20 protein-coding genes are annotated in these 25,354 nt (G+C 73.6%); 8 read left to right on the top strand and 12 right to left on the bottom strand.

Annotated features, from left to right (window positions below; translation table 11 throughout):
• Position 1: 1 nt before the first annotated feature.
• Positions 2-3,373 (top strand): SAV_2336 N-terminal domain-related protein, encoded by a 3,372-nt coding sequence (locus tag ACWCPF_RS01955; protein ID WP_451042989.1) that lies wholly within the window; start codon positions 2-4, stop codon positions 3,371-3,373.
• Between the two features lie 45 nt (positions 3,374-3,418).
• Here the strand turns inward: ACWCPF_RS01955 and ACWCPF_RS01950 are convergent, their stop codons facing one another.
• The 5 genes from ACWCPF_RS01950 to ACWCPF_RS01930 form a co-directional block, all read right to left on the bottom strand.
• Complete coding sequence (locus tag ACWCPF_RS01950; protein WP_451042988.1) at positions 3,419-4,408, bottom strand: malate dehydrogenase; 990 nt, start codon at positions 4,406-4,408, stop codon at positions 3,419-3,421.
• A gap of 350 nt (positions 4,409-4,758) precedes the next feature.
• Positions 4,759-5,724, bottom strand: a complete 966-nt coding sequence (locus ACWCPF_RS01945) for a helix-turn-helix domain-containing protein (protein WP_451042987.1) — start codon at positions 5,722-5,724, stop codon at positions 4,759-4,761.
• Between the two features lie 56 nt (positions 5,725-5,780).
• Complete coding sequence (locus ACWCPF_RS01940; protein ID WP_451042986.1) at positions 5,781-6,242, bottom strand: helix-turn-helix domain-containing protein; 462 nt, start codon at positions 6,240-6,242, stop codon at positions 5,781-5,783.
• Between the two features lie 223 nt (positions 6,243-6,465).
• Positions 6,466-6,918, bottom strand: coding sequence for a DUF3017 domain-containing protein (locus tag ACWCPF_RS01935; RefSeq protein ID WP_451042985.1), 453 nt, complete (start codon positions 6,916-6,918; stop codon positions 6,466-6,468).
• Positions 6,908-7,762, bottom strand: a complete 855-nt coding sequence (locus ACWCPF_RS01930) for a bifunctional methylenetetrahydrofolate dehydrogenase/methenyltetrahydrofolate cyclohydrolase (protein WP_451042984.1) — start codon at positions 7,760-7,762, stop codon at positions 6,908-6,910. The genes ACWCPF_RS01935 and ACWCPF_RS01930 overlap by 11 nt, the downstream gene beginning before the upstream one ends.
• A 307-nt stretch (positions 7,763-8,069) precedes the next feature.
• Here ACWCPF_RS01930 and ACWCPF_RS01925 point away from each other — a divergent pair, with 307 nt between their 5' ends.
• The 5 genes from ACWCPF_RS01925 to ACWCPF_RS01905 all read left to right on the top strand — a co-directional run bounded on the left by ACWCPF_RS01925 (position 8,070) and on the right by ACWCPF_RS01905 (position 12,794).
• On the top strand, positions 8,070-8,705 hold the full coding sequence (locus ACWCPF_RS01925) for a hypothetical protein (protein ID WP_451042983.1): 636 nt from the start codon (positions 8,070-8,072) through the stop codon (positions 8,703-8,705).
• Positions 8,706-8,930: 225 nt separating this feature from the next.
• A complete protein-coding gene (locus ACWCPF_RS01920) occupies positions 8,931-9,662 on the top strand; it encodes an FHA domain-containing protein (protein WP_451042982.1) in 732 nt (243 codons plus the stop codon).
• A complete protein-coding gene (locus ACWCPF_RS01915; RefSeq protein WP_451042981.1) occupies positions 9,659-11,242 on the top strand; it encodes a protein kinase domain-containing protein in 1,584 nt (527 codons plus the stop codon). The genes ACWCPF_RS01920 and ACWCPF_RS01915 overlap by 4 nt, the downstream gene beginning before the upstream one ends.
• Before the next feature lie 108 nt (positions 11,243-11,350).
• Complete coding sequence (locus ACWCPF_RS01910; protein ID WP_451042980.1) at positions 11,351-12,259, top strand: hypothetical protein; 909 nt, start codon at positions 11,351-11,353, stop codon at positions 12,257-12,259.
• Between the two features lie 85 nt (positions 12,260-12,344).
• A complete protein-coding gene (locus ACWCPF_RS01905) occupies positions 12,345-12,794 on the top strand; it encodes a peptidase inhibitor family I36 protein (RefSeq protein WP_451042979.1) in 450 nt (149 codons plus the stop codon).
• 63 nt (positions 12,795-12,857) lie between these two features.
• On the opposite strand, the gene purH is transcribed toward ACWCPF_RS01905, so the two are convergent.
• Positions 12,858-14,441 carry a bifunctional phosphoribosylaminoimidazolecarboxamide formyltransferase/IMP cyclohydrolase gene (gene purH, locus ACWCPF_RS01900; protein ID WP_451042978.1) on the bottom strand — a complete coding sequence of 528 codons (1,584 nt, stop codon included), beginning with the start codon at positions 14,439-14,441 and terminating at the stop codon, positions 12,858-12,860.
• Complete coding sequence (gene purN, locus ACWCPF_RS01895; RefSeq protein ID WP_451042977.1) at positions 14,438-15,067, bottom strand: phosphoribosylglycinamide formyltransferase; 630 nt, start codon at positions 15,065-15,067, stop codon at positions 14,438-14,440. The genes purH and purN overlap by 4 nt, the downstream gene beginning before the upstream one ends.
• A gap of 293 nt (positions 15,068-15,360) precedes the next feature.
• On the opposite strand from purN, the gene ACWCPF_RS01890 reads away from it, so the two are divergent.
• Entirely contained in the window at positions 15,361-16,167 is an 807-nt protein-coding gene (locus ACWCPF_RS01890; RefSeq protein ID WP_451042976.1) for a hypothetical protein, read from the top strand.
• A gap of 58 nt (positions 16,168-16,225) precedes the next feature.
• Here the strand turns inward: ACWCPF_RS01890 and ACWCPF_RS01885 are convergent, their stop codons facing one another.
• The gene (locus tag ACWCPF_RS01885; RefSeq protein WP_451042975.1) at positions 16,226-17,980 is read right to left on the bottom strand and encodes a cell division protein PerM; all 1,755 of its coding nucleotides are present in this window, start codon (positions 17,978-17,980) and stop codon (positions 16,226-16,228) included.
• A gap of 96 nt (positions 17,981-18,076) precedes the next feature.
• On the opposite strand from ACWCPF_RS01885, the gene ACWCPF_RS01880 reads away from it, so the two are divergent.
• Complete coding sequence (locus tag ACWCPF_RS01880; protein ID WP_451042974.1) at positions 18,077-19,246, top strand: helix-turn-helix domain-containing protein; 1,170 nt, start codon at positions 18,077-18,079, stop codon at positions 19,244-19,246.
• A 144-nt stretch (positions 19,247-19,390) separates the two neighbouring features.
• Here ACWCPF_RS01880 and sucD read toward each other — a convergent pair whose 3' ends face one another.
• The 4 genes from sucD to ACWCPF_RS01860 all read right to left on the bottom strand — a co-directional run bounded on the left by sucD (position 19,391) and on the right by ACWCPF_RS01860 (position 25,254).
• A complete protein-coding gene (gene sucD, locus ACWCPF_RS01875) occupies positions 19,391-20,278 on the bottom strand; it encodes a succinate--CoA ligase subunit alpha (protein ID WP_451042973.1) in 888 nt (295 codons plus the stop codon).
• Between the two features lie 18 nt (positions 20,279-20,296).
• Positions 20,297-21,475, bottom strand: a complete 1,179-nt coding sequence (gene sucC, locus ACWCPF_RS01870; protein ID WP_351908594.1) for an ADP-forming succinate--CoA ligase subunit beta — start codon at positions 21,473-21,475, stop codon at positions 20,297-20,299.
• A 237-nt stretch (positions 21,476-21,712) separates the two neighbouring features.
• Complete coding sequence (locus tag ACWCPF_RS01865; RefSeq protein WP_451042972.1) at positions 21,713-22,939, bottom strand: VWA domain-containing protein; 1,227 nt, start codon at positions 22,937-22,939, stop codon at positions 21,713-21,715.
• Positions 22,936-25,254 carry a DUF5682 family protein gene (locus ACWCPF_RS01860; protein ID WP_451042971.1) on the bottom strand — a complete coding sequence of 773 codons (2,319 nt, stop codon included), beginning with the start codon at positions 25,252-25,254 and terminating at the stop codon, positions 22,936-22,938. The genes ACWCPF_RS01865 and ACWCPF_RS01860 overlap by 4 nt, the downstream gene beginning before the upstream one ends.
• Positions 25,255-25,354 lie beyond the last annotated feature (100 nt).

The raw sequence follows: 25,354 nt of genomic DNA, 5'->3' as shown, positions 1-25,354 counted from the left end.
CATGAGCGGGACGGGGGCGCCGGGGTCGGCGAGCGCGGGACCGGGCGGCGGCGGGGAGCGGCTCGCACAGGCGCTGCGGGTGCTGCGCGCCTGCGGGCGGGAGCTGGACGCCGACCAGGTCCTCGACGTGCTGTGGCTGGCCCGGCGGGTGCCCGGCGGAGCGGACGCGCCGCTGCGCCGGCTGATGCCCGCCGAGCCTCCGGCGGCCGTGGAGCCCCCGGTCGCCGAAGCCGCCCGGCCCGCCCCCGCCCGGCCGGTCGCGGAGTCCGACGACCCCGACCTGCCCGACCTCACCCCCACGGCCTCGCTGTACGGGGCGGCCCGCCAGACCCCGGCCTCCATACCCGACATCCGGCTGCCGCACCGCCCCGACCCGGGCCGGGCGATGCCCGTGCGGATCCCCGAGGACAAGGCCCTCACCGGGGAACTCGAACTGGGCCGCGCCCTGCGGCCGTTGCGCCGGCGGCGGCCCAGCCCGCACCGGCTGGAGATCGACGAGGAGCGCACGGCCGCCGAACTCGCCGAGACCCGGCTGCCGGACGTGGTGCAGCGCCCGGTGCAGGAGCGCTGGCTGCATCTGGTGCTGCTCGTCGACGACGGTCTGTCGATGCTGCTGTGGCACCGCCTCGGCGCCGAACTGCGCACCCTCCTCGAACGGCTGGGCGCCTTCGCCGGCAGCCGGGTCATGGGCCTGGACGCCCGCTCCGCGCACGAACCCCGGCTGCACGCCCGCCCGTTCCGGTACGACAGCACCCCCGTGCCGCTCAGCGCGGTCGACGACCCCTCGGGGCAGACCCTCGTGCTCGTCGTCACCGACGGCATGGGAGCCTCCTGGCGCAGCGGCGCGCTGCACCGGCTGTTGACCCGGTGGGCCTCCCGCGGCCCCACCGCGGTGCTGCACACCCTGCCGCCCGACCTGTGGGAGGGGTCCGGCATCCGCGCCGAGCGCTGGCAGGCCTCGACGCGGCGCATCGGCGGCGCCAACACCTCCTGGGAGATCACCGACCCGGTCCTGCCGGCCGACCTCGCCGCCTTCGACGGCGTGCCGGTGCCGGTCCTGGAGCCGACGGCCGCCTCCCTGGGCACGTGGGCGCATCTCCTCGCCTCGCCCGGCGCCACGGTGTCCCTGCCCCTGCTGGCCCGCCCCGCCCGCCACGGCGGCCCGGCCCCGGGCCCCGGCCGCGGCGACGCCCAGCACTTCCGGGACGCGGCCACCCCGGAGGCCTACCGCCTCGCCGCCCATCTGGCGGCCGTGTCCCCGCTGACCGTGCCGGTCATGCGGCTCGTCCAGACGGCCGTGCCCTGGCAGGCGCGGACCTCCCATCTCGCCGAGGTGTTCCTCGGCGGCCTGATGCGGCCGCATCCCGCGCCGGTGACGGGCCCGCTGCCGGCGAAGCACCTGGTGTTCGACTTCACCGACGCGTCCCGGCTGATCCTCCTCGACGCCGTCCCCCAGGCGGAACTGCTGCGCACCAGCCGCAGCATCGGCCGCCATCTGGAGCAACTCGCCGGCCGCTCCCCCGACTTCCCGGCCTGGCTCGCCCACCCGGACGGCCCGGCCCATCTCCCCGGCGCCCACCGCCCGTTCACCAGCGTCGAACGGCGACTGCTCACCCGCTTCGGCGTGTCCTTCGAACGCGAGGCGCAGGGCCTCGGCGCCGAGCGGGAGTTCGGCGGCGGCGCCCCGGACGGCTGGGGGCCGCTCACCCCCGACGACCCCCGCCACCTGGGCCCCTACCGGCTGCTGAGCCGCCGCCGACTGCGGCGGACGGTCGAGTACGACGGCCTCGACGAGCGCGGCGGCCAGGTCCTGGTGCGGACCCCGCGCCCCGACCTCCCGGCGGGCGAGGAGCCCCTCGCCGAGGCGGAGGCGCTGTACCGGCTGGGCGGCCAGTACGCCCCCGCGCTGCTCGCCGCCGCGCCCATGGACGATCCGCCGTGGCTGGCGGTGGCCCCCTTCAGCAGCAGCAGCGCGTCCGACCCGCCCCGGCTGGCGGAGATCTTCAACGCGGCCCACGCGGAGAGCCGCGCCCCCTTCGACAAGATCACCGCGCTGGTCGTGGGCTGGCACCTCGCGAGCGCCCTGGCCCTGTGCCATCTGCACGCGATCGTGCCCGCGGACCTCAACGCCGAGAACGTCCTCGTGCTGCGCCGCTCGGTGGTGCTCGCCGACCTGTCCGACTGCTCGGTGGACGGCCGCTACGCGGGCGCCGGGCCGCCGCCCACCCCCGAGGACAACGTGCGCGCGCTGGGCGAACTGCTCCAGCTCGTCAGCAGCAAGGCGGGCCGGGAGCTGCCGGGCAGCCCGGAGGGCATGCACCTGTGGCAGGGCGACACCTGGCGGCAACTGCGCAACCGCGTCCTGCGCTGCCTGGACCCGGACCCGGCCCGGCGGCCCGGCGCGGGCGAGGTCGCCGACGTCCTGGCCCGGTACATCGCCCAGTCCCGGGTCGCCCGCACGGTCCCGCCGGCGTCCACGGTCGAGGCGCTGCCCACGGAGCGCGTGCCGCTCGCGCTGCCGCCGTCCGCGGCCGGGCCCGGCGCGAGTGAGCCGGCCCTGCGCGTGCCCCGCTTCGGGACCGCCCGCCGTGAGGCCGAGGCCCGGCTGACCCGGCTGCGGACGCCGCTGCGGCACGGCCGACGGCTCACGGTGGTCGGCGCCTACCACTACAGCGGGCGGGCCACCACGACGATGGTGCTGGGCTCCCTGCTCGCCGCCGTCCGGGGCGAACCCGTCCTCGCCGTCGACGGCGCGCCCCACGAAGGCGCCCTGGACCGGTTCCTCACGGCCCGCAACCCCTCCACCGTGCGCGACCTCGCGGGCCTGCCCGCCGACCCGTCGTACGCCGAGGTCCGCGCCCTCACCACCCGGCTGCCGTCCGGCCTGGAAGTGGCCGCGCACCCGCCCGGCCACGCCAACCCGAACCTGGTGCACGCCCAGGCCTACGAGCACGTGCTGGCCCGGACCGAGCCCTACTACTCGTTCGTCCTCACCGACTGGGCCCCGCAGCGGCTCGACGAGTCGGCCGACTCCGTCCTGGACCTCACCGACCGGCTGATCCTGTGCTGCGGCACCGCCGACTGGTTCCTGACCGCGGCCCGGCAGGTGCTGGAGCGGCTGCGCGCCGCCCGCCGCTGGCAACTGGCCGCCGAGGCGATCGTCGTCGTCACCGAGGTCGACGGCCCGTCCGCCCGGCGCGTGCCGGCGGCCCTGGCCAGCCGTATCGGCGTCAGCGTGGACCAGGTGGTCGCGGTCCCCTTCGACCGGGCGCTGAGCTCACCGCGGTTCCAGGACCTGGGCCGGTTGCGGTCGGCGACGGTGCACACGTTCCTCGACCTGGCGGACCGGGTCGTCGGACCGCGGACGCAGTGATCCCCGGGCAGCCGCGCCGCCCGGGGATCAGTCGCACAGCGATGCTCAGATCAGGCCGAGCGCGCGGACCGCCTCGCGCTCCTCCGCCAGCTCGGCGACGGAGGCGTCGATGCGGGCGCGGGAGAACTCGTTGACGTCCAGGCCCTGGACGATCTCGTAGCGGCCGTCCTTGGCGGTGACCGGGAAGGAGGAGATCAGGCCCTCCGGGACGCCGTAGGAGCCGTCCGACGGGATGCCCATGGAGGCCCAGTCGCCGTCCGCGGTGCCGTTGACCCACGTGTGGATGTGGTCGACGGCCGCGTTGGCGGCGGAGGCGGCGGAGGACGCGCCACGCGCCTCGATGATGGCCGCGCCGCGCTTGGCGACGGTCGGGATGAACTCCTCGGCGAGCCACTTCTCGTCGTTCACGACCTCGGCGGCGTTCTTGCCGGCGATCGTCGCGTGGAAGATGTCCGGGTACTGCGTCGCCGAGTGGTTGCCCCAGATGGTGAGGCGCTTGATGTCGGCGACCGTCGAGCCCGTCTTCTTCGCGAGCTGGGTCAGCGCGCGGTTGTGGTCGAGGCGGGTCATCGCGGTGAAGCGCTCGGCCGGTACGTCCGGCGCGGCGGCCTGGGCGATCAGCGCGTTGGTGTTGGCCGGGTTGCCGACGACGAGGACCTTGATGTCGTCCGCGGCGTGGTCGTTGATGGCCTTGCCCTGCGGCTTGAAGATGCCGCCGTTGGCCTCCAGGAGGTCACCGCGCTCCATGCCCTTGGTGCGCGGGCGGGCGCCGACGAGGAGGGCGACGTTGGCGCCGTCGAAGGCGACGTTCGGGTCGTCGCTGATGTCGATGCCCTGGAGCAGCGGGAACGCGCAGTCGTCGAGCTCCATGGCGGTGCCCTCGGCGGCCTTGAGCGCCGGGGTGATCTCCAGCAGGCGCAGCTTGACCGGCACGTCCGCGCCGAGCAGCTGGCCGGAGGCGATGCGGAAGAGCAGGGCGTAACCGATCTGGCCGGCCGCGCCGGTGACGGTGACGTTCACGGGAGTGCGGGTCATGGCGTTCTCCGTATGACAGCTGTCGGTGGGGCGTCCCTGCCCCGGGTGGGACGTACAAATGATCGATCTCTTGGTATCAAGAGATCCATCCAGCGGTCAGGCTATCGCGCATCGGCGATCTGGGATGCCCGGGGTTGTGTGGCCCGGCCCACAGACCGGCGACACGGACCTGCGGCACAGACCGGCGGCCGCCGGTCCGGGAGAGGAGTGACCGACGGCCGCCGTGGTGGGGGCACCGGGTCGTGACCGGACTCCCGTGGGGGTACGGTTCGCGTTCCCGGAGCGGAGGGGGGTATTCCTACCGCCGCCGGTTTTTTTCGCGCCGCTCCCCGGGGCCGATTCTCAGCCGGTCAGCCCGTGCACCCCTGCTGCCCCGAGGCCAGCACCGCGCACGCCGTCGCCTCCGCCGCGTCCTTCACCGCCACCATCGGGGTGTACGCGATCGCGTCGCCGGCCGCGGTGATGCTCCCGGTCTCGCGGACCGAGCCGACGGTCACCTCGACCGAGTCCCCCTGCGCGGCCTGCGTGATCCTGCCCCAGGCCGCCCCGCAGGTCCTGCTGTAGCGGACCTCTACCAGGGTCGTCCCGACCGTCGCGGTCTTCGCCGTCGCCACGAGGTCGCCGCTGCACCCCATCTCCTCCGCGTCCCGGCCCGTGCAGTCCGAGCCGGCGCACAGCACTCCGGCGGGCAGCACGGGGGCCGAACTGGCGGGCGGCGACGGTGACTTGGCGGCGCCCACCGCCTGCTTCGGGTCCCCGCCCGCGGTCAGGAAGAACGCGCCGACGACGACGATCACCACGCCCACGACCCCGATGAGGAACAGCCCGACACGGGAGGGCGAGGACGGCGAGGACGGGATCGTCGGGGACACGCCCGCCGGACCGGCGACGCCCGGCGTCACCGCGACCCGCCCGGCCGCACCCTCCCGCGTCTCGGGCGTCTCCCGGGACTCCCGCGTCTCGGGCGGCGGCGGCCCGAACTCCCCCAACGCGGCGCGCGCCTGGGCGATCCGGGCGGCCTCCATGGTCCGGTCGTGCCGCAGCTCCGAGCGGCTCCAGGCCCGTTCGGCCAGCTCCCACATGGTGGTCAGATGGATGGGAGGCGTGCCGGTGACCTCCGCCAGCGCCACGACCGCCCCCTTGGGCGCGAGCAGCCGGCCGTTGAGGTAACGCTCCCAGGACGTCTTGCTGTAGCCCGTGCGGTCGGCCACCGCCGCGACGCTCAGTCCCGTGCGGTCCACGACTCTGCGCAACTGCTCGGCGAACTCCCGCACCTGCGGGTCGAGTTCGTCCGGCAGAGTCCTCCAACGAGGCATCGAACCCCCTCCCTCCGCCAAGTTCGCCATTGTCCAGGTTAGACCCGATGTGCGGGTCAGCCGAAGGTGAGTGCTCCGCCGACGATCGTGAGCAGCAGGGCGAGCAGGAGCAGGATCGCGTAGAGGAGGAGGCGTCCGGCCGGCCGGGGCGTCGGCTGGGGCGCGGGTTCCTCCAGGCGGTCCCACCAAGGGACCGTCGGATCGTCCTCGTACGCGTCGGCCGGACTCGCGGCCGCCGGTCGCGGCCAGGCCTCGACCGCCAGTTCCCAGCGCACGACGTGCCGTTCGGCCTCCGGGCCGGCCAGCCCCGCGACCCTGCACAGCGCCGCGACGGCCTGCCGGGGCGGCGGCTGGACGCCGTTGAGGTACCGCTGCCAGGAGGACTTGCTGTACGCGGTGCGCGCGCCGAGCGCGGCCAGGCTGAGGCCCGTACCGTCCTTGAGCTGCCGCAACCGTTCCACGAAGTGCCGTACCTCCGACGGCAGCCCGTCCGGCAGCGGCTGCCAGGCGCCGCCCATCCCGCCCACCTTTCGTTCGATCCGTTGGGGGGACGACGCCCGGCCGCCGGACGGTTCCCGGGGCGCGGACGGCTGTGGCGGGGCGCGCACACCGTGGCGGAACGGTCACTTCCGTGCCACAGCGTCCGGACAGCGGTTGAACAGCGCGTTCACGATGGAGGAGCGTGGAGCGCGGCGGCCCGTCCTTCTCGGGGGATGAGGACGGGCCGCCGTACGCGCGCGGTCAGCTGCTCACGGTGAAGTGCAGGGTGTCCTCCAGGAACGGGATCTGCAGCCACGGGCTGGGCTGTGCCATCAGCGCGAGCAGGACGATCGCGGTGCCGAGCAGACCGTAGGTCACGATGTCGGTGAAGCGGGAGCGCACGGCGAGCATGCCGACGCCGGGCAGCAGCCAGCGCAGGGCCGCGCCGAGCAGCAGCCCGACGCCGATCAGGATGGTGCCGATCCGGAACGCGTCGAGCGCGGTGACCAGCAGACCGACCGCGACGACGGCCAGGACGGCGATGATCGGCCACTGCCGGGCGGCCAGCGCGTCACCGGGGGCGGCCCGGCCGGCGCCCTCGGGGCGCGCGGTGTCCCGGGTGAACCTCGGGAAGCGCCGGGTGCGGCGCGGCACGCCGTCGGCGTCCGACGCCTCGGTGCCGTCGCCCTGTGCGGGGGTGTTCTCAGCCGGCACTGCGCTCCGCCGCCTCGACCACGTTGACGAGCAGCTGGGCACGGGTCATCGGGCCGACGCCGCCGGGGTTCGGGGAGATCCAGCCGGCCACCTCGCGGACGTCCGGGTGGACGTCGCCCACGATCTTGCCCTCCGCGCCCCGCGAGACGCCGACGTCGAGGACGGCCGCGCCCGGCTTGACGTCCTCGGCCCGGACCAGGTGGGCGGAGCCCGCGGCGGCGACGATGACGTCCGCCCGCTTCAGGTGCGCCGAGAGGTCGCGGGTGCCGGTGTGGCACTGGGTCACGGTCGCGTTCTCGCTGCGCCGGGTCAGCAGCAGCGGCATCGGGCGGCCGATGGTGACCCCGCGGCCGACGACGACGACCTCGGCGCCCTTGATCTCGACGCCGTACCGGCGCAGCAGCGTGAGCACGCCGTTGGGGGTGCAGGGCAGCGGCGCGGGCTCGTTGAGGACGAGCCGGCCGAGGTTCATCGGGTGCAGGCCGTCGGCGTCCTTGGCCGGGTCCATCAGCTCCAGGATGCGGTTCTCGTCGATGCCCTTGGGCAGCGGGAGCTGAACGATGTAGCCGGTGCAGGCGGGGTCGTCGTTGAGTTCCCGGACGACCGCCTCGATCTCCTCCTGGGTGGCCGTGCCGGGCAGCTCGCGCTGGATGGACGCGATGCCGACCTCGGCGCAGTCGCGGTGCTTGCCGGCGACGTACTTCTGGCTGCCGGGGTCGGTGCCGACGAGGATCGTGCCGAGTCCGGGCGTCACGCCCTTCGTCTTCAGCACCGCGACGCGGGCGGCCAGCTCGGACTTGATCTCGGCTGCGGTTGCCTTGCCATCGAGAATCTGGGCGGTCATGGGGTCATCCTCCCGGATGACGGCCCCCGGGTTCCAATCCGGGTGACCCCTGACGACCTGTCCAGGTGACGTGGGCGCCCCGGCTGACGTGTGCGGATCCGATCGGGGTTGCGATCAACGATGTTGCACTTGCACAACACATGGGGAATGCCGCGGAATGCGGCTGGACAACAAACCGGCCATTGCAGAACGATTGACGCCACAGTGCCGCGGGCAGTACCGGGGGGACGAACCGCATCTGTAGAAGTTTCCTCCGAGGTTGGCCGCGCGTCCCCGCACTCGAGTGCATCACGGAGGAAGGACCGCCATGAGTTTCGGCGACCCGAACAACCCCTACGGCCCGCCCCAGGGCCAGCCGCCGGGCTACCCGCCGCAGGCTCCGCCGCCCCAGCAGCCCGGCTACCCCACCGCTCCCCAGGGCCAGCCCGGCTACGGCTACCCCACCGCTCCCCAGGGTCAGCCCGGCTACGGCTATCCGCAGGCCCCGCCGGTCCCCCAGGGGTACGGCTACGGCGCCCCGCAGGAGATGCCCGGTCTGATGAAGACCGCCCGGGTGCTGCTGTTCATCCTCGCCGGCTTCCAGTTCCTGGCCGGCCTGATCTTCGGCATCCTGGCCGGCGCCACGCAGGACGCGTCCAACGCCTTCGGCTCCGGTGACGACAGCAGCATGGCGACGGGCGTCATCATCCTGATCGCCCTGCTGATGCTGGCGCTGGGCAGCCTGTCGATCTTCCTGGGCGTGAAGTTCAAGACCGGCCGCAGCGCCATCCGGATCACCACCATCGTGTACTCCTCCCTGATGATCCTGGGCAGCCTGGCCAACATCGTGGAAGGCGCGGGCGGTTCGGGCACCTTCGGCGGTGTCATCTCGCTCGCGTTCGGCGGCATCATCCTCTCCGCGATGATCAGCGGTGGCGCCTGGTTCAGCCGTCCGCGGTACTGACCGCACGCGCCCCGTCGCAGCCAGGCCCTGATGCGCGTCCAAGGAGCCGACCCGGTCGGGATCGAGCGGGAACGGGCGGAAAAGATCAAGGAAAAGAGCAGGGAACGAGCACCGGAGCGGCGTCTTCTCACCATTCCTCACCAGGGCCGTGTCACCTCGTGACACGGCCCTGTCCCGTCGCCCACCCTGATGCCGTAGGAGCAGGTCGGGACGGGGTGACACACCGTGTACAGCATCATCGTCGTACCGCCGGGAGCGCACGGGCCCGGGCGGCTTCGGCTCGCCCCCGGTGAGCGGCTGACCTTCGGCCGGTCGGCGCACGACAACGACCTGGCGATCCCGCACGAGGGCGTCTCCCGGCGGGCCGGAGAGATCACCGCGCAGGGCGCGTTCTGGATACTCAGCAACTTCAGCCGCGAGCAGACGTACGTGGTGGAGAACCCGGAGGGCGCCGGCGAGCACATCAAGGTCGGGCCCGCGCGCCTGGACGCGCCCGTCCCCTTCGAGTTCGCCCGGATCGTGCTGCCGGCCGCGGGCGATCTGCTCACCGTCGAGGTGTGGGCGCCGCGCCACGACTATCTGGGCACGTCGTCGGGGCTGGACGGCGCCACCACCGCGCCCGCGTTCTCCCTGGACCGCACCAAGCGCTACTTCGCGGTCCTGGCCGCCCTGTGCGAGCCCCGGCTGCGCGGCGAACCGCACGCCCCGCTGCCCACCGTCGACCAGGTCGTCGCCCGGCTGCGTCCCGGCTGGCCCGCCGCCTCGCGCACCTCCGTGCAGTGGAACATCGACTACCTGGCCGTGAAACTGCGCCTCAAGCCGGGCCCCGACACCGCGGATCCGGGCCCGCGGCTCAACGGCAAGAAGGAGTCGCTGGTGTCGCTGGCGCTCCGCTTCGACCTGGTGCGCGAGGACGACCTCGTCGTGCTGTCGGCCGACCGGGCGGCGGTGCGGTGACCGAGCCGTACGCGGTCCGGGTGCCCACGGGCTACCGGGTCGGCCGGTGGGAGGTGCAAGAGCCCATCGCGACCGGAGCGTTCGGCAGCGTGTACGCGGCGAGGCGACGCGCCCGCGGCCCGGCGGGTGACAACGATGTTCCGACCGCGGCGCTGCCGGAGTCCGCCGCGCTCAAGTTCCTGCCCACCGGCACCCACACCCCCCGCCAGCTCGCCCATCTGCGCGAACTCGCCGAGCGTGAGGTGGAGTTGCTGAGCCGGCTGAGCAGCCCGCGCCTCGTCCGCCTCTACGAGACCCTCACCGTGGACGACCCGTCCCGCCCCGGACTCGACGGCGCCACCGTGCTGGTGCTGGAGAAGGCCGACGACTCGCTGGCGGGGCTGCTGACACGCGACCCGGCCCCCGCCACGGGTCCCGCCCTGCTCGCCGGGATCTGCGCCGGGCTGGCCCAGTTGCACCGGGCGGGCTGGGTGCACGGCGATCTGAAGCCGGCCAACGTCCTGCTGATGCGCGACGGTTCGGTCCGGCTCGCCGACTTCAACATGGCGGCCGAACTGGAGGGCACCCACGCCTACACCCCGGCCTTCTCCACCCCCGACTACACCCCGCCCGAACTGCTGTGGGCCGAGATCGGCGAACGCGGCCGCCGGATCCGCCCCTCGGCCGACGTGTGGGCCTTCGGCGTCCTCGCCCATCTCGTCCTCACCGGCTCCTTCCCGCTGCCCGGCGGCACACCGACGGCCCGCCGTGACGCGGCGGTCGCCTACGCGCGCGGCACCGCCGAACTGCGGCTGTCCCCCGAACTCCCGGACCCCTGGCGGGAGATCGTCCACTCCTGTCTGGCCCGCACGCACGCCGACCGCGTCGGCACGGAGGCCCTGCTGCGCGGGGTGGAGACCGCCACCGCCACTGCGTCCGGTGGCCGCCGGGCGCGGCTGCTCCCCGGCCGGCCGTCCCGCCGCCGTCCGACGATCCTGGCCGGCGTCCTGGCGACCGTCGCCCTGGGCTACGGCGTCAGCGGGTGGATCGGCGGGCTGCTCGACTCCGGCGACGGCAGGGGCGGTGGGAGCGGGACGGCGAGCGCCGCGGCGCTGTACGGCGCGGCGGATCTGCGCACCGACAAGGGCGTGCCGGCCGCGTACCGGCTGCTGATCGTCGAGACGGCGCACGACTGCGACCACGGCTCCGTCACCCCCTCCCTGATCGCCGCCATGCTGAAGGTGGAGAGCGACTTCGAGCCCGACCTTTCCGATCCCGACAAGAACGAGTACGGCATCGCCCGCTGGACCCCAAGCGTGCTGCGCTGGTGGATGAACGCCGACGGCACCCCCGGGGAGGCCGTGCCCTCGCCGCCCTTCCCGCCGGCCGAGTCCATTCCGGCCATGGGCCGCTATCTGTGCTGGATCGCGCCCCGTCTGGACGCCGATCTCAAGGGCGACCGGCGCGTGCTGGCCGCCGCGGCCTACCGCACCTCGTGGGACGTCGTGAACAAGGCGGACGGCGTCCCCCCGGAGTACCGCGCCTACGCGGACCGGGTCGCCCACTACCTCAAGGAGTACACGCCCGCGGGCCGGAAGTGACCCTGAGAGTTCCGAGGTACCCCTCCCCCGTCGCGTGCCCGATGGTGTGAGTGCCGCACAGGAAACGGGCGGCGTCCGGGAAACCACGGGGAGACGGGGGTACGTCCCATGAAGCGCGTTCTCGCTTCGCTGTGTGCGGTCGCGACGGTGACGGGGGCCGTCGCGACCGGATGCGGGACCGGCCCGGACGCCGAACGGGCGGACCGGCCCGCGCCGCTGACCTGGCGGCAGGAGCTGCGGATCAGCGACGCGCAAGCGCGGCTGACCTCCCGGTGCATGAAGCGGCACGGCTTCACGTACTGGGAGGACCGCACCCTGACCCTGCGCGAGAGCAGACCGGTGCGGTACGTGCAGGACGACGTGGCCTGGGCGCGGACGTACGGCTACGGCGGCCGGATCGACGCGCAGCAGGAGCGGCTGCGCCTGCGCCATCCCGTCGCCGCGTACCGGCAGGGCCTGTCCGCCGCCCGCCGCGCCGCCTTCGACAAGGCCCTCGACGGCGGCGCCGGCACCCGCATTCTCAGGGCGCCGCTGCCGGGCGGCGGGGAGATCCGCAAACGCCTCGGCGGCTGCACGGGGGAGGCCGAACGCGCGCTCTACGGCGACCCGGCCGAATGGTTCCGCACCGGCAAGATCACCACCGGCCTCAACGCGCTCTACGGCCGAGAGCTCATGAACGACCGTCAGCTCAGTGCCGCGGTGGGGGCCTGGTCGCGGTGCATGAAGACCGCGGGACAGACCTACAAGGACCCCCAGGCGGCCCGGGACGCGGTCCGGGCGAACACCGCCCGGCTGGGCGCGGCCCGCGCCGACGAGGCGTTCGCCGCCGAGCGCAGGACGGCCGTCGCGGACGCGGTCTGCGCCCGCGAGACCTCCCTGCGGGCCGTGGCCTCGGCCCGGGAGAGCAACTGCCTGAACCGCCTGCGCGACCGGTACGGCAAGGACGTCGACACCTATCGGCGTCTCGGTCGGCAGGCCTACGACCGGGCGGTGCACGTCGTACCGGAGCGCGGCTGACCACCGCGCCCCGGACGGGCGCCGCCCACGCACCACCCGCAAGGCATCACCCGCAAGGCATCACCACCTACGAGGGGAAGACACCATGCGCAAGTTCACCGTCACGGCAGCGCTCGTCGCGCTCACCGCGCTGGGCGCCGTCGTGCCCACCGCGACCGCTCAGGCGGCCGAGTCCGCCGTCGCCGGCCCCGGCTGCGACAGCAAGTGGGGTCCGCGCAACGGCAACGTGTACGCCTGGCAGGACCTGGACTGTCAGGGCGCCCAGCTCATCGGCACGCCGGGCAACAGCACCTACTGGGGCGACGGCAACGACAAGGCCACGTCCGTCATGAACCGCGGCTACACCGGCGGCCGGGACGTCGTCGCGTTCTACCAGGACATCAACTACGGCGGCGGCCACGCCTGCCTGGTGCCGGGCGAGATGTACGCCGACAACCTGACCGACAACCGGTTCAGCAACGGCGTCGGCGTGAACGACGCGATCAGCTCGCACCAGTGGGTGACCCGGAGCGCCTGCGCGACCCTGCTGACCTGACCCGTCGAACGCAAGGCGGGCGGCCCGGCGCCATGCCGGACCGCCCGCCTCGCCGTGTGCGGCTCAGTGGAAGAAGTGCCGCGTCCCCGTGAAGTACATCGTGACGCCCGCCTTCTTCGCGGCCTCGACGACCAGCTCGTCACGGACCGAACCGCCCGGCTGCACGACGGCCTTCACGCCCGCCTCGACCAGGACCTCCAGCCCGTCCGGGAACGGGAAGAACGCGTCGGACGCCGCGTACGAGCCGCGGGCCCGCTCCTCGCCCGCCCGCTCGACGGCCAGCTTCGCTGAGTCGACCCGGTTGACCTGCCCCATGCCGACGCCGACCGAGGCGCCGTCCTTGGCGAGCAGGATGGCGTTGGACTTCACGGCCCGGCACGCCTTCCAGGCGAACGACAGCTCGCTCAGCTCCTCGGCGCTCAGCGCCTCGCCGGCCGCCAGGGTCCAGTGGGCCGGGTCGTCGCCCTCGGCCTGCAGCCGGTCGGTGACCTGGAGCAGCGCGCCGCCGCCGACGGGCTTGAGCTCGACCGGGCCGGACGGGCCCTGCGGCGCCTTCAGCACCCGGATGTTCTTCTTCTTGGCGAGAGCCTCCAGGGCCCCCTCCTCGTAGTCGGGCGCGACGATGACCTCGGTGAAGATCTCGGCGACCTGCTCCGCCAGCTCCTTGCTGACCGGCCGGTTGACGGCGATGACGCCGCCGAACGCGGACAGCGGGTCACACGCGTGTGCCTTGCGATGCGCCTCGGCGACGTCCGCGCCGACGGCGATCCCGCACGGGTTGGCGTGCTTGATGATCGCGACGGCCGGCTCGGCGTGGTCGTACGCGGCACGGTGCGCGGCGTCCGTGTCCGTGTAGTTGTTGTACGACATCTCCTTGCCGTGCAGCTGCTCGGCCTCGGCGAGGCCCGTGCCGCTGCCGTCCACGTAGAGCGCGGCGGGCTGGTGCGGGTTCTCGCCGTAGCGCAGGGTGCTCCGGCGCTCCCAGGTGGCGCCGAGGAAGTCGGGGAACCGCGACTCGTCCACGGGCGCGTAGGAGGAGGCGAACCAGGAGGCGACGGCCACGTCGTAGGCGGCGGTGTGCTGGAAGGCCTCGGCGGCGAGCCGCTTGCGGGCGGCGAGGTCGAAACCGCCGTCCTGCACGGCCGCGAGGACGTCGGCGTACCGCGCGGGGCTGGTGACGACGGCCACCGACGGGTGGTTCTTGGCGGCGGCGCGCACCATGGACGGCCCGCCGATGTCGATCTGCTCGACGCACTCGTCGGGCGAGGCGCCCGAGGCGACGGTCTCGCGGAACGGGTAGAGGTTGACGACGACCAGGTCGAACGGCTCGACGCCCAGCTCGGCGAGCTGCTCGCGATGGCTCGCCAGCCGCAGGTCGGCGAGGATCCCGGCGTGCACCTTGGGGTGCAGGGTCTTGACCCGGCCGTCCAGGCACTCGGGGAAGCCGGTGAGCTCCTCGACCTTGGTGACGGGGACGCCGGCGGCGGCGATGCGGGAGGCGGTGGACCCGGTCGAGACGAGCTCCACGCCCGCCTCGTGCAGCCCGCGCGCGAGCTCTTCCAGACCGGTCTTGTCGTAGACGCTGACGAGCGCGCGACGGATGCCCCGCTTGCTGCTCTCGGCCGTGACAGTGCTGTCGGCGGTCACTGGATAACTACCTTTCGTCCCTCAATGCGATAGCCGTTGCGGGCGAGCCGCCCCACGACCTCGACGAGCAGCCTTCGCTCGACTTCCTTGATGCGCTCGTGCAGAGCGCTCTCGTCGTCCTCGTCCCGGATCTCGACCACGCCCTGGGCGATGATCGGGCCGGTGTCGACGCCGTCGTCGACGAAGTGGACGGTGCAGCCGGTGACCCGCGCGCCGTACGCGAGCGCGTCCCGCACGCCGTGGGTCCCGGGAAAACTGGGCAGCAGCGCGGGATGCGTGTTGACGACCCGCCCCTCGAACCGCGCCAGGAACCGCTTCCCGACGATCTTCATGAACCCGGCGGACACCACGAGGTCGGGCTCGTGCTCGGCCACCGCGTCGGTCAGCGCGGCGTCCCACTCGTCGCGGGTGCCGTAGTCCTTGACGCGGCGCACGAAGGTGGGAATCCCGGCCCGCTCCGCACGGGCCAGGCCCTCGATGCCGTCGCGATCGGCCCCGACGGCCACGATCTCGGCGCCGTAGGCCTCGACGCCGGCGGCTCCGACGGCGTCGAGCAATGCCTGAAGGTTCGTACCGGATCCGGAGACCAGCACGACGAGGCGCTTGGCCACGGGCTTGGCGGCCACGGCGGGGCCCTTTCTCGGGGAAGCGGGTGACGGCCGACGGCCTGCACCACTCGCACGTTCGCCACTTGTACGTTCATACGAATGCATCGCGCCCCCGGATACGGGGAAGCCTACGAAGCAGCCGACCGTCAGCAACGATACCGGCACACGGGGCGGCCCCCACGGGACGGGGGCGTGGCCGGAAGGTAGCGTCTGCGACGAGCCGGATCGGGAACGCGGTGGTCGTGCGGTGCGTTCCCGAAGTGACAGCTCACTCCAGACAGTCGTACCTCCTAGGGGAAGACGCTCATTTGATGCCGGACCGCAGTCTGCGACTCCTCACGCTCCCCCCGCAGTCACCGCAGGGAGGGGAGCGCGGCGCCGTGCTGCTGCGAGAGCGCCCAGCCTCTCCCCCCGACGCCCCGTCGGGCGACACCCCGTCGGGCGGCACCCCGTCGGGCGGCACCCCGTCGGGCGACGGCAAACCCCCCGAGGACGACAACCCCTTCGCCCCGCCGCCGGAGGGCGCCCCGGACCGCCCGTGGCAGCCCCGACGCCCGGCGGGCGGCGCCCCCGAGGGCGGACACTCCGCGTGGGGCAGCCACTGGAGCAACCAGCAGCCCGGCCGCTCCCCCGGCGGCTTCGGCGAGCGACCCGGCGGCGGCAGCCCCGAGGGCGGCGGCCCCGGCGGCCCCGGCACCCCCGAGCCCGGCAAACGCTGGGACCCCACGGACCCCGCCCAGCGCCGCGCACGCTACGCCCTGCTCTGCGGCATGTGGGCGTTCTTCTTCGCCCTCTTCGGCTGGCCGTACGTGGCCCTGCTGCTCGGCGCGCTGGCCCTGAACTGGGGCATCGGCGCCCTGCGCGCCAAGCCGCGCACCCCCGACCCGGACAGCCCGCCCACCCCCGAGACGGGCGCCCGCCCCCAGCGGACCGCCGCCGTCAGCGGCCTGGTCACCGCGTCCCTGGCGCTGGCCCTGGTCGCCGCGAGCTTCACCGCGCAGCTGGTCTACAGCGACTACTACACCTGCACGAACGACGCGCTGACGAACGAGGCGAAGCAGTCGTGCAGCGACCTGCTGCCGAAGGAACTGAAGGGAATCCTGGGCGGGAACGCCTGATTCCCTCTCCGAGGGAGCTCGAGGACGAGGCCGGGTGAACAACAACCCGGCTGGGCGGTCACCGCTGCTCCGGACCGTCCTCCCCCGCCTCCCGCAGGGCGGCCCAGCGAGCTTCCCGGCCTACATCGCCGTGCCATACCGGGTCCATGTCCATGGGGTCGGGCTCGACGACGGCGGGTGCGGTGGGTACGTCCGGGGCGGGGGCAGGGGCGGGTACCGGCGCAGGCACGGACGGGGGTGCGGGCGGGGGCACGGATGCGGGTGCCGTTGCGGGTGCAGACACGGGTGCGGGGTCCGCGAAGGGTTCCAGGGGAGAGAAGTCGTACAGCTCCGAGTCCGCCTCCGCCCCTGCCCCCGGCTCGCACTCCGAGTCCGCTGCCATCGCCACCGCCGGGACCCCGCGCTCCTCCTTCGCCCTGCGCCCCCACCGGCCCCTCCACCCCTTCCGGGCCTCGCCCGCCTCGCGTTCGCCCGGCTCGGGCTCCCGCTCCGGCTCCGCATGTCCACGCCCCCGCCATCCCCGCACGCCCACGGCCACCGGCACCCCCACCCCCACGATCCACAGCAGCACCGCGCCCCCCACCTGCCACCACACCGGCCCGAACCGAGCCAACGCGGCCACCCCCAGCGGCCCGCCGGCCAGCCCCGCGAGCCCTCCCATCAGCGCCCCGCACACCGCCCCCGCCAGCGCGACGGCCTCCACGGTTCTTCTCCGGGACCACGACCCCGCCGCACCCGCCGCCCGGGCCACGAACACGCCCACCGTCACCCCGGCGACCAGCGGCACCACCGCGGCCGCCCAGTTCGACGCCGTTCCGCCGCCCGCCTCCGGCACCGCCGCCAGCAGCGGAAACGGCGGCAGCAGCGGGGCCGGGTCGGCGGACAGCGGCGCCATGACATGCCCGGCCCCCAGGGCGTATCCCGGACCGAGCGCGTACGCCGCACCCCACACCGCCGCGTTGGGCACCAGCGCCACGCACAGCAACAGCACCGCGAACCGCCCCGACCACCCCTCCGTCAGCTGCAGAAACGCCTGCCGAGCCGCGTCCGCGTGCCACACCGACGAGGCCGCCACCAGCAACGCCCCGCCCCCGACGAGCACCGCGGCCCCGGCCCCGGCCGCCCGCGCGGCGACGCCGAGCCGAGCGCTCCCGTCCTCCTCCAGCAGCAGCCGCCGCATCCCGCGCGGCAGCACCAGCAGCGCGCTGTCCACAGGCCCGCGCGGACGACCGTGGGCCGACCAGACCCCCGCCCCGGCCGCCAGCACGGCGACCGCGGGCACCGACACCGCCGTCCACGCCCATGAGGGCCGCAGCGCGCCGCCGGCGGCCGCGTAGCAGGCGACGCCCGAAGCGACGGCGAGGTAGCCGAGCACGACGCCCGCCCATGCCGTCCGGGCGCTCACGAGCGTCCCGTACGCGCCGGTGCCGTCCGCCTCGACGACGATGCCGCCGTCCACGGCGTCCCGCGCGGCGCGGCGCACCAGCCACACCGGCAGCACGAGCAGCAGCAGCGGGGTGACGCCGACCGGGGCCGGGACCCCGGACAGCGTGTCGACGCGCACCAGTTCCGCGCCGTGGGCCAGCAGCCACAGCGCGGCGGCGACGTGCAGCGCGCCGCCGGGTCCGCTGTCCGGATACGGGGAGCTGATCCACAGCACCATCACGAGGACGGCGAACGCGCCGAGCCCCAGCCCGGCCGCGAGCACCCCGCCCAGGAGGCCGGCGGCGAGTCCGGGCGAGCGGTCGCGCATCCGGGTGAGCAGGGGGGAGAGCGACAGTCGGCGAGCGGTCATCTGGATCACGACGGTCATGGTCCCAACGACACGCGCTTTCCCGTCGTAACAGGCGAACTTCCGCTGTGTCGCTCAATATACGCTTATGTACTTTTTCGCGCGAAGGGACATCCTGTGACGCAGCAGCGCCCTGTCCCCCCGCTTCCGTCGCCCAAGGAACGCCGACGCCTGCGCGAGGCGGCCTTGTTGACGCAGGCTCAGGTCGCCGCGCAGGTGGGCGTCGCCCGGGAGACGGTGCGCGCGTGGGAGTCCGGCCGCACGACACCGCGCGGCCCTCAGCGGGAGGCGTACGCGAATCTGCTGGCATCGCTGAACAAGGCGGACAAGGTGACGAACACCCAGGAGACAGCGCCTCGACCACAGACGACCGACCCGGCCCTCGTCGCCACCCTCGAACTGCGACCCGTCGCACCCCCTGCATCCCTGGCATCCACGACATCCCTCGCGCCGGGGGCCGGCGCCCCCGAGCCCCCGCGCCCCCGCGCTTCCCTGACCCCCGATCAGGCCTTCGACGCCCTCTACGCCTTCTGCGCCCCCGCCCTGGTCCGGCAGACCTACCTGCTCTCCGGTCGCCGCGAACTGGCGCGCGAATCGGTCGAGTGGGCCTTCCAACTGGCCTGGCAGCGCTGGCCCGAGGTGGCCGTCGACCGTGACCCGGCAGGCTGGGTGCGCGCGACCGCGTACGAGTTCGCGCTCTCCCCCTGGCACCGGTTCCGCCCCCGCTACCGCCACCCGGAACCGCCCCCGGCCGACGCCTCCGACCGCGCCCTGCTCGATGTGCTCCTGACCCTCCCCGCCCCGCAGCGCCGCACCCTGCTCCTCTACGACGGTGTCGGCCTCGACCTGCCGGAGACCGCGGCCGAGACGGAGGCGAGCACTCCGGCGGCGGCGAACCGGCTGCTGCACGCGCGCGAGGTGATCGCGGCCCGCCTCCCCGACCTGGCGGATCCCGTCGAGCTCCACCGGCGGCTGGCGGAGGTCGCGTCCGCCGAGCGGCTGCGCGCGGCCAAGTCGCCCACCGTGCGCTCGGGCAGCGAACGGCGGGCCCGCTTCTGGACCAGGGCGGCGATCGCGTTCACGATCGCGATCATCGGCGCGACGGCGCTGACCGCGCGCACGGCCCCCACCCGGTACGAGCCCCCGGTGCCGCCGGGCGAGACCGTGCAGGGAGTCCCGCCCCGAACGGCCCCGGGCCCGCTCTCGAGCGCGGAGCTGAACCTGCGCGCGAAGCTGCGGGCCGCGGCCCAGCCCGGCCCGGAACGACTGCTCCCGGAAGGCCGCTGAAGCCGACGCTGACGCCTACCGGCTACCGGCTACCGGCTACCTGCTACCTGCTACCTGCTACCGGCGAAAACACCGTTGGGCCCGCCCCCGCGCGCTGCGGGGTCGGGCCCAACGGTGTTCAAGCTGGGAAATCGGGCCGGAGGGTCAGCCGGCCGCGAGGATCTCGCGGGCCAGCTTCGCCGTCTCGGTCGGCGTCTTGCCGACCTTGACGCCGGCGGCCTCGAGGGCCTCCTTCTTCGCGGCGGCCGTGCCGGAGGAGCCGGAGACGATGGCGCCGGCGTGGCCCATGGTCTTGCCCTCGGGCGCGGTGAAGCCCGCGACGTAACCGACGACCGGCTTCTTCACGTTGTCCTTGATGAAGGCCGCGGCCCGCTCCTCGGCGTCGCCGCCGATCTCACCGATCATCACGATGAGGTCGGTGTCGGGGTCGGCCTCGAACGCGGCGAGCGCGTCGATGTGCGTGGTGCCGATGATCGGGTCGCCACCGATGCCGACGGCCGAGGAGAAGCCGATGTCACGCAGCTCGTACATCATCTGGTACGTGAGCGTGCCGGACTTCGAGACCAGGCCGATGCGGCCCGGCTTGGTGATGTCGCCCGGGATGATGCCGGCGTTCGACTGGCCCGGGGTGATGAGACCGGGGCAGTTCGGGCCGATGATCCGGGTCTTGTTGCCCTGCGACACGGCGTACGCGTAGAACGCGGCCGAGTCGTGGACGGCAATGCCCTCGGTGATGACGACCGCGAGCGGGATCTCGGCGTCGATCGCCTCGACCACGGCGGCCTTGGCGAAGGCCGGCGGCACGAAGAGGACGGACACGTTCGCGCCCGTCTTCTCGATCGCCTCGGCGACCGTCCCGAAGACCGGGATGTCGGTGCCGTCGACGTCGACGGACGTGCCCGCCTTGCGCGGGTTCACGCCACCGACGATGTTGGTGCCGTCGGCGAGCATGAGCTTGGTGTGCTTCATGCCCGTGGAGCCGGTCATGCCCTGGACGATGACCTTGGAGTCCTTGTTGAGGAAGATAGCCATGGCTGTTTTCCCTCGTCCTTACTTCGCAGCCGCGAGCTCGGCGGCCTTGTCGGCCGCGCCGTCCATGGTGTCCACGCGCTGGACCAGCGGGTGGTTGGCGTCGGAGAGGATCTTGCGACCCAGCTCTGCGTTGTTGCCGTCCAGTCGGACGACCAGCGGCTTGGTGACTTCCTCGCCCTTGGACTTGAGAAGCTCCAGAGCCTGGACGATGCCGTTGGCGACCTCGTCACAGGCGGTGATGCCGCCGAAGACGTTGACGAAGACGGACTTGACGTCCGGGTCGCCGAGGATGATCTCCAGGCCGTTCGCCATCACCTGGGCGGACGCGCCGCCGCCGATGTCGAGGAAGTTGGCCGGCTTCACGCCGCCGTGGTTCTCACCGGCGTACGCGACGACGTCCAGGGTGCTCATGACGAGACCCGCGCCGTTGCCGATGATGCCGACCTCGCCGTCGAGCTTGACGTAGTTGAGGTTCTTCTCCTTGGCCGCGGCCTCGAGGGGGTTCGCCGACGCGTGGTCGACGAGCGCCTCGTGGTCCGGCTGGCGGAACTCGGCGTTCTCGTCCAGGGAGACCTTGCCGTCGAGGGCGATGACCTCGCCGGAGGCGACCTTGGCCAGCGGGTTGACCTCGACGAGGAGCGCGTCCTCTTCGATGAAGGTCTTCCACAGCGTGACCAGGACGTTCTCGACCTTGTCGGCGACCTCGGCCGGGAAGTTCGCGGCCTCGACGATCTGGCGGGCGACCTCGGGGGTCACACCCACGTTGGCGTCGATCGGCGTCTTGGCGACGGCCTCCGGACGGGTGGCCGCCACCTCCTCGATCTCCATGCCGCCCTCGACGGACGCGATGGAGAGGAAGGTGCGGTTGGCACGGTCGAGGAGGAAGGAGACGTAGTACTCCTCCAGGATCTCCGGGGCCGTCTCGGCGATCATCACCTTGTGGACCGTGTGGCCCTTGATGTCCATGCCGAGGATGTCCGTCGCACGGGCGACGGCCTCGTCCGGGGTGGCGGCGAGCTTCACGCCACCGGCCTTGCCACGGCCGCCGACCTTCACCTGGGCCTTGACGACGGACTTGCCACCAAGACGCTCGGTGGCTGCGCGAGCCGCCTCAGGCGTGTCGATGACTTCACCGGCCAGCACCGGTACATCGTGCTTGGCGAAGAGGTCCCTCGCCTGGTACTCGAACAGGTCCACGCGCTTCCGTCCCTATCAGTGATCTCGCGGTTCGTTGGATGCGTGGGCGTGCCGCGAAGGGCAACGTGACGTCCGCTGTCACAAGGGTGGCGCACACGGTGTCCGAGCGCGCGGCATGTCCGTCTCGCAGGTTATCCCTGCTTTGAGGAGGCCCCTAAATCGAGGGTCACACCTGAGCGGTGATACCTGTCACATGATGCCGCGATCACTGGCACCCGGTGCCGGGGGTGAAGATCCTCACGGGGCCGGGATGACCCCGGTGAGCCCCCGTTTCTCCATCGCCGCCGCCATGACCTCCGGGAACAGTTCGGGGGTGCAGGCGAAGGCCGGCGCGCCCAGCTCGGCGAGCGCGGCCGCGTGCTCCCGGTCGTAGGCCGGCGCCCCCTCGTCCGACAGCGCGAGCAGCGCGACGAACTGCACGCCCGACGCCTTCATGGCCGCGACCCGCTTGAGCATCTCGTGGCGGATGCCTCCCTCGTAGAGGTCGCTGACGAGGACGACGATCGTCTCCGCCGGCCGGGTGATCCGCTGCTGGCAGTAGGCGAGCGCCCGGTTGATGTCCGTGCCGCCGCCGAGCTGGGTGCCGAACAACACGTCCACCGGGTCGTCGAGCAGGTCGGTGAGGTCGGCGACCGCCGTGTCGAAGACGACGAGCCGTGTGCTGATCGACCGCATCGACGCGAGCACCGCCCCGAACACCGACGCGTACACGACCGAGGCCGCCATCGACCCCGACTGGTCGATGCAGAGGATCACCTCCTTCTTCACCGACCGCGCGGCCCGCCCGTACCCGACGAGCCGTTCCGGCACGACCGTCCCGTACTCGGGCTGGTAGTGCTTGAGGTTGGCGGCGATCGTGCGGTTCCAGTCGATGTCGCGGTGGCGCGGCCGGCTGACGCGCGCGCCTCGGTCCAGCGCCCCGGTCAGCGCCCTCCGGGTCCGGGTGGCGAGCCGCTTCTCCAGGTCGTCGACGACCTTGCGCACGACGGCCCGCGCGGTCTCCTTCGTCGTCTCCGGCATCGCCTTGTTGAGGGAGAGCAGCGTGCCGACGAGGTGCACGTCGGCCTCCACCGCTTCCAGCATCTCGGGTTCCAGCAGCAGCGCGGACAGCCCGAGCCGGTCGATGGCGTCCCGCTGCATGACCTGCACCACGGAGGAGGGGAAGTACGTCCGGATGTCCCCGAGCCAGCGCGCCACGGACGGCGCCGACGCCCCGAGCCCCGCCGAACGCTCCCGGCCGCCGGTCCGCGCCCCGTCCCGGGAGCTGTCACGGGACCCGTAGAGCGCGGTGAGCGCCCGGTCCATCGCGGCGTCCCGCCCGCAGAGCCCGTGGCCGGTCCCGTCGGCCGCATCGCCGTCCCCGCCGCCGAGCACCAGCCGCCACCGCCGCAGCCGCTCCCGCCCCGCCGCCGTCTCCGTATCGGTCCCCGTCTCGGTCCCCGTCTCGATCTCGGTCCCCGTCATCCGCCGACCACCGCCTCCCGCTCCCGCTGCCGCTCCGGCTCCGGCTCCCGCTCGCTGTGCCTGCCGTCCCCGTCCTCCAGTCCCAGCAGCAGCCGCACCACCGGCAGGACGGCGTCCGCGCGCCCCGCGTCGAGCGCGGCCGCGAAGCCCGGCGTCCCGGTCTCCACCGCGCTCGTCCGCTCCCCCCGCCGGATCAGCTCGCCGAGCGTTCTGCGCGCCCCCGGCTCGTACGCCGAGAACGTTCGCCGCAGCAACGGCAGCACGTCGGTGAACGCCTCCGCCGGCACCGCCGTGAGCCACCCGTCGACCAGGGCGAGCAGCCGTTCGTCGTGCACAAGGAGCAGTCCGCCCCCGGAACCGCCGCCGACGAAGCCCTCGATCCAGGCGGCCGCGTCGCCCGGTGGCGTGCCCGGCGACAGGGCGAGCCCCATGAGCCGTGCCGCCTCGTCCGGGTCCAGCTCCCCTTCGTCCAGGAGGAGGCGAACGGCACGCCCCCGGACGACCCCCGGCACGCTGTCCCGCCCGGACAGCACCCGCAGCACGGCGCGCCAGCGGATGCGCGGACCGTCCCCGAGCATCGCCACCGCCCCGTGCACCGCGTCCACATGGCGTCGCATCTCGTCCGCCGCGTCCGCGTCCAGCGAGGCACAGGCCGCCGGGAGGCCGACGAAGATCCGTTCGGCGAGGCCCGCGGCCACCTCCGCCAGTGCGCCGGTGTCGGTGCCGCGCACGTCTCCGTAGCGCAGCGAGCGGACCAGGGCGGGAAGGGCCTGGGCGAGGTGGCCGACGTCCGTGTCGAGGGCCGCCCGGTCGGCGAGGACCCGCATCACCGTCGGCAGCGCGTCCGGCAGCCCGGCCAGGAGGCAGCGCTCGGCGAGCGCGGTCACCTCGGCGAGGGCGCGTGCGGCGACGGCTTCCGTCTCCGCCTTCGCGGTGGCCGCGGCGAGCACGGTGGTCCCCCACACCCCGGCCTCGGCGACCCGCACCGACAGCTCCGGCTCCCACCGCAGCCGCCATCTCTCCCGGAAGGTCCCCGTGCCGCCGGGCGAGGCGGCCGGCTCGCCCCAGGCGATGTGCAGCAGCCGCAGCCGGTGCAGCAGCCTGCTGCGCTCGGCGTCGGTCTCCTTGCGCAGGTCGAGCGCCAGCTCGCGGTCCTCCGCCTCCGGTTTGAGCCGCAGCCGACGCTGCGACCGGCCGAGGTCGCGCTGCAACGGCACCGCGGGCGCGCCGGCCGGCACCTCGCCCAGCACGTCCCCGACCACCAGCCGGTCCCGCACCAGCGCCAGCGGGACGTCCGAGCCCTCGCAGAGCACCGCGCGCACGGCGTCGGTGGTCTCGCCGAGGCCGGGCAGCGGTCGGCCGCGCACCGCGGCGAGCGTCTCGGCGAGTCGCACCGCCTCGATGACATGCGCCGGGGAGACGATCCGGTCCTCCTCGCGGAGCAGCACGGCCACCTGGGTCAGCCACCGCTCGACCGGCCGGTCCGGCGCGGCGAACAGATGGGCGTACCAGCCCGGCGAGTCGATGCCGGCGCCGTATCCCCCGGCGCGGGCGAGCCTGCGATGGGTCCACGGCACCCAGGTCAGGTCGGCCTTGACCTTGGGCAGCCCCTTGAGCAGCGCCCGGTCCGCGGCGACGGCGGCCTTCCGGCGCAGCGCGGGCACATGCCACGCCCCGCACACCACGGCCACCCCGTCCGCCCCGAACTCCCTTTGCGCGACCCGTACTTGGCCGCGCATATGGGCCTCCCGAACAAGGTCCCGCCGATCGCCGTCGTACGTCTCGCGCAGCGCGCCCATGGCCTCTTCGAGCGCGGCGAACGGCGCGAACGGATCCCCCGAGGTCCGATGCTCGACGACGTCCTCCCACCAGCGCTCGACATCGTCGTACCCGGCGGCCTCGGCGAGCGCCGCGAGGGGGTCCCCGCGCAGTTCGTCGGCATCGCCGCTCTCCTGTTCCTCCCAGGCCAGCGTGTGGGTGGCCGGGAGGTCGATGAAGCGGGCGGGGACGCCGTGTTCCAGGGCCCAGCGGAGGGCGACCCACTCGGGTGAGAACTCGGCCATGGGCCAGAACGCGGACCGGCCGGGTTCGTCGACGGCGTGGGCGAGCAGGGCGACCGGCGGCCGCATTCCGTCGTCGGCGGCGAGCGGGATCAGCGTGTCGGCCTCGGGCGGTCCCTCGATCAGGACGGTCCGCGGGCGGGCGGCCGCCAGGGCCGCCCGCACCGCCCGGGCCGAACCCGGCCCGTGATGACGCACCCCGAGGAGCAGCGGCCGGCCCGCGGCCCGGCCGCCGCCTTCGTCGGCGCTCGTCATCCCGTCCACCCGCGCCTGCGGGGCCACTTCGTGTCGTCGTTCACAGCCACCCTGTTCACTGCCGCGCTGTTCACTGCCGCCCTCCGCACTTCGTGGGCAT

Source organism: Streptomyces sp. NPDC001858, from assembly GCF_053594615.1.
The sequence above is the reverse complement of the archived record's forward strand: the minus strand, read 5'-3'. Positions and strand labels throughout refer to the sequence as shown.

Coding starts and splice junctions, on each gene's coding strand:
- ACWCPF_RS01955 (WP_451042989.1), top strand. CDS start 2: ATGAGCGGGACGGGGGCGCCGGGGTCGGCGAGCGCGGGACCGGGCGGC.
- ACWCPF_RS01950 (WP_451042988.1), bottom strand. CDS start 4,408: ATGACCCGCACTCCCGTGAACGTCACCGTCACCGGCGCGGCCGGCCAG.
- ACWCPF_RS01945 (WP_451042987.1), bottom strand. CDS start 5,724: ATGCCTCGTTGGAGGACTCTGCCGGACGAACTCGACCCGCAGGTGCGG.
- ACWCPF_RS01940 (WP_451042986.1), bottom strand. CDS start 6,242: ATGGGCGGCGCCTGGCAGCCGCTGCCGGACGGGCTGCCGTCGGAGGTA.
- ACWCPF_RS01930 (WP_451042984.1), bottom strand. CDS start 7,762: ATGACCGCCCAGATTCTCGATGGCAAGGCAACCGCAGCCGAGATCAAG.
- ACWCPF_RS01925 (WP_451042983.1), top strand. CDS start 8,070: ATGAGTTTCGGCGACCCGAACAACCCCTACGGCCCGCCCCAGGGCCAG.
- ACWCPF_RS01910 (WP_451042980.1), top strand. CDS start 11,351: ATGAAGCGCGTTCTCGCTTCGCTGTGTGCGGTCGCGACGGTGACGGGG.
- ACWCPF_RS01905 (WP_451042979.1), top strand. CDS start 12,345: ATGCGCAAGTTCACCGTCACGGCAGCGCTCGTCGCGCTCACCGCGCTG.
- ACWCPF_RS01890 (WP_451042976.1), top strand. CDS start 15,361: ATGCCGGACCGCAGTCTGCGACTCCTCACGCTCCCCCCGCAGTCACCG.
- ACWCPF_RS01885 (WP_451042975.1), bottom strand. CDS start 17,980: ATGACCGTCGTGATCCAGATGACCGCTCGCCGACTGTCGCTCTCCCCC.
- sucD (WP_451042973.1), bottom strand. CDS start 20,278: ATGGCTATCTTCCTCAACAAGGACTCCAAGGTCATCGTCCAGGGCATG.
- ACWCPF_RS01865 (WP_451042972.1), bottom strand. CDS start 22,939: ATGACGGGGACCGAGATCGAGACGGGGACCGAGACGGGGACCGATACG.
- ACWCPF_RS01860 (WP_451042971.1), bottom strand. CDS start 25,254: ATGACGAGCGCCGACGAAGGCGGCGGCCGGGCCGCGGGCCGGCCGCTG.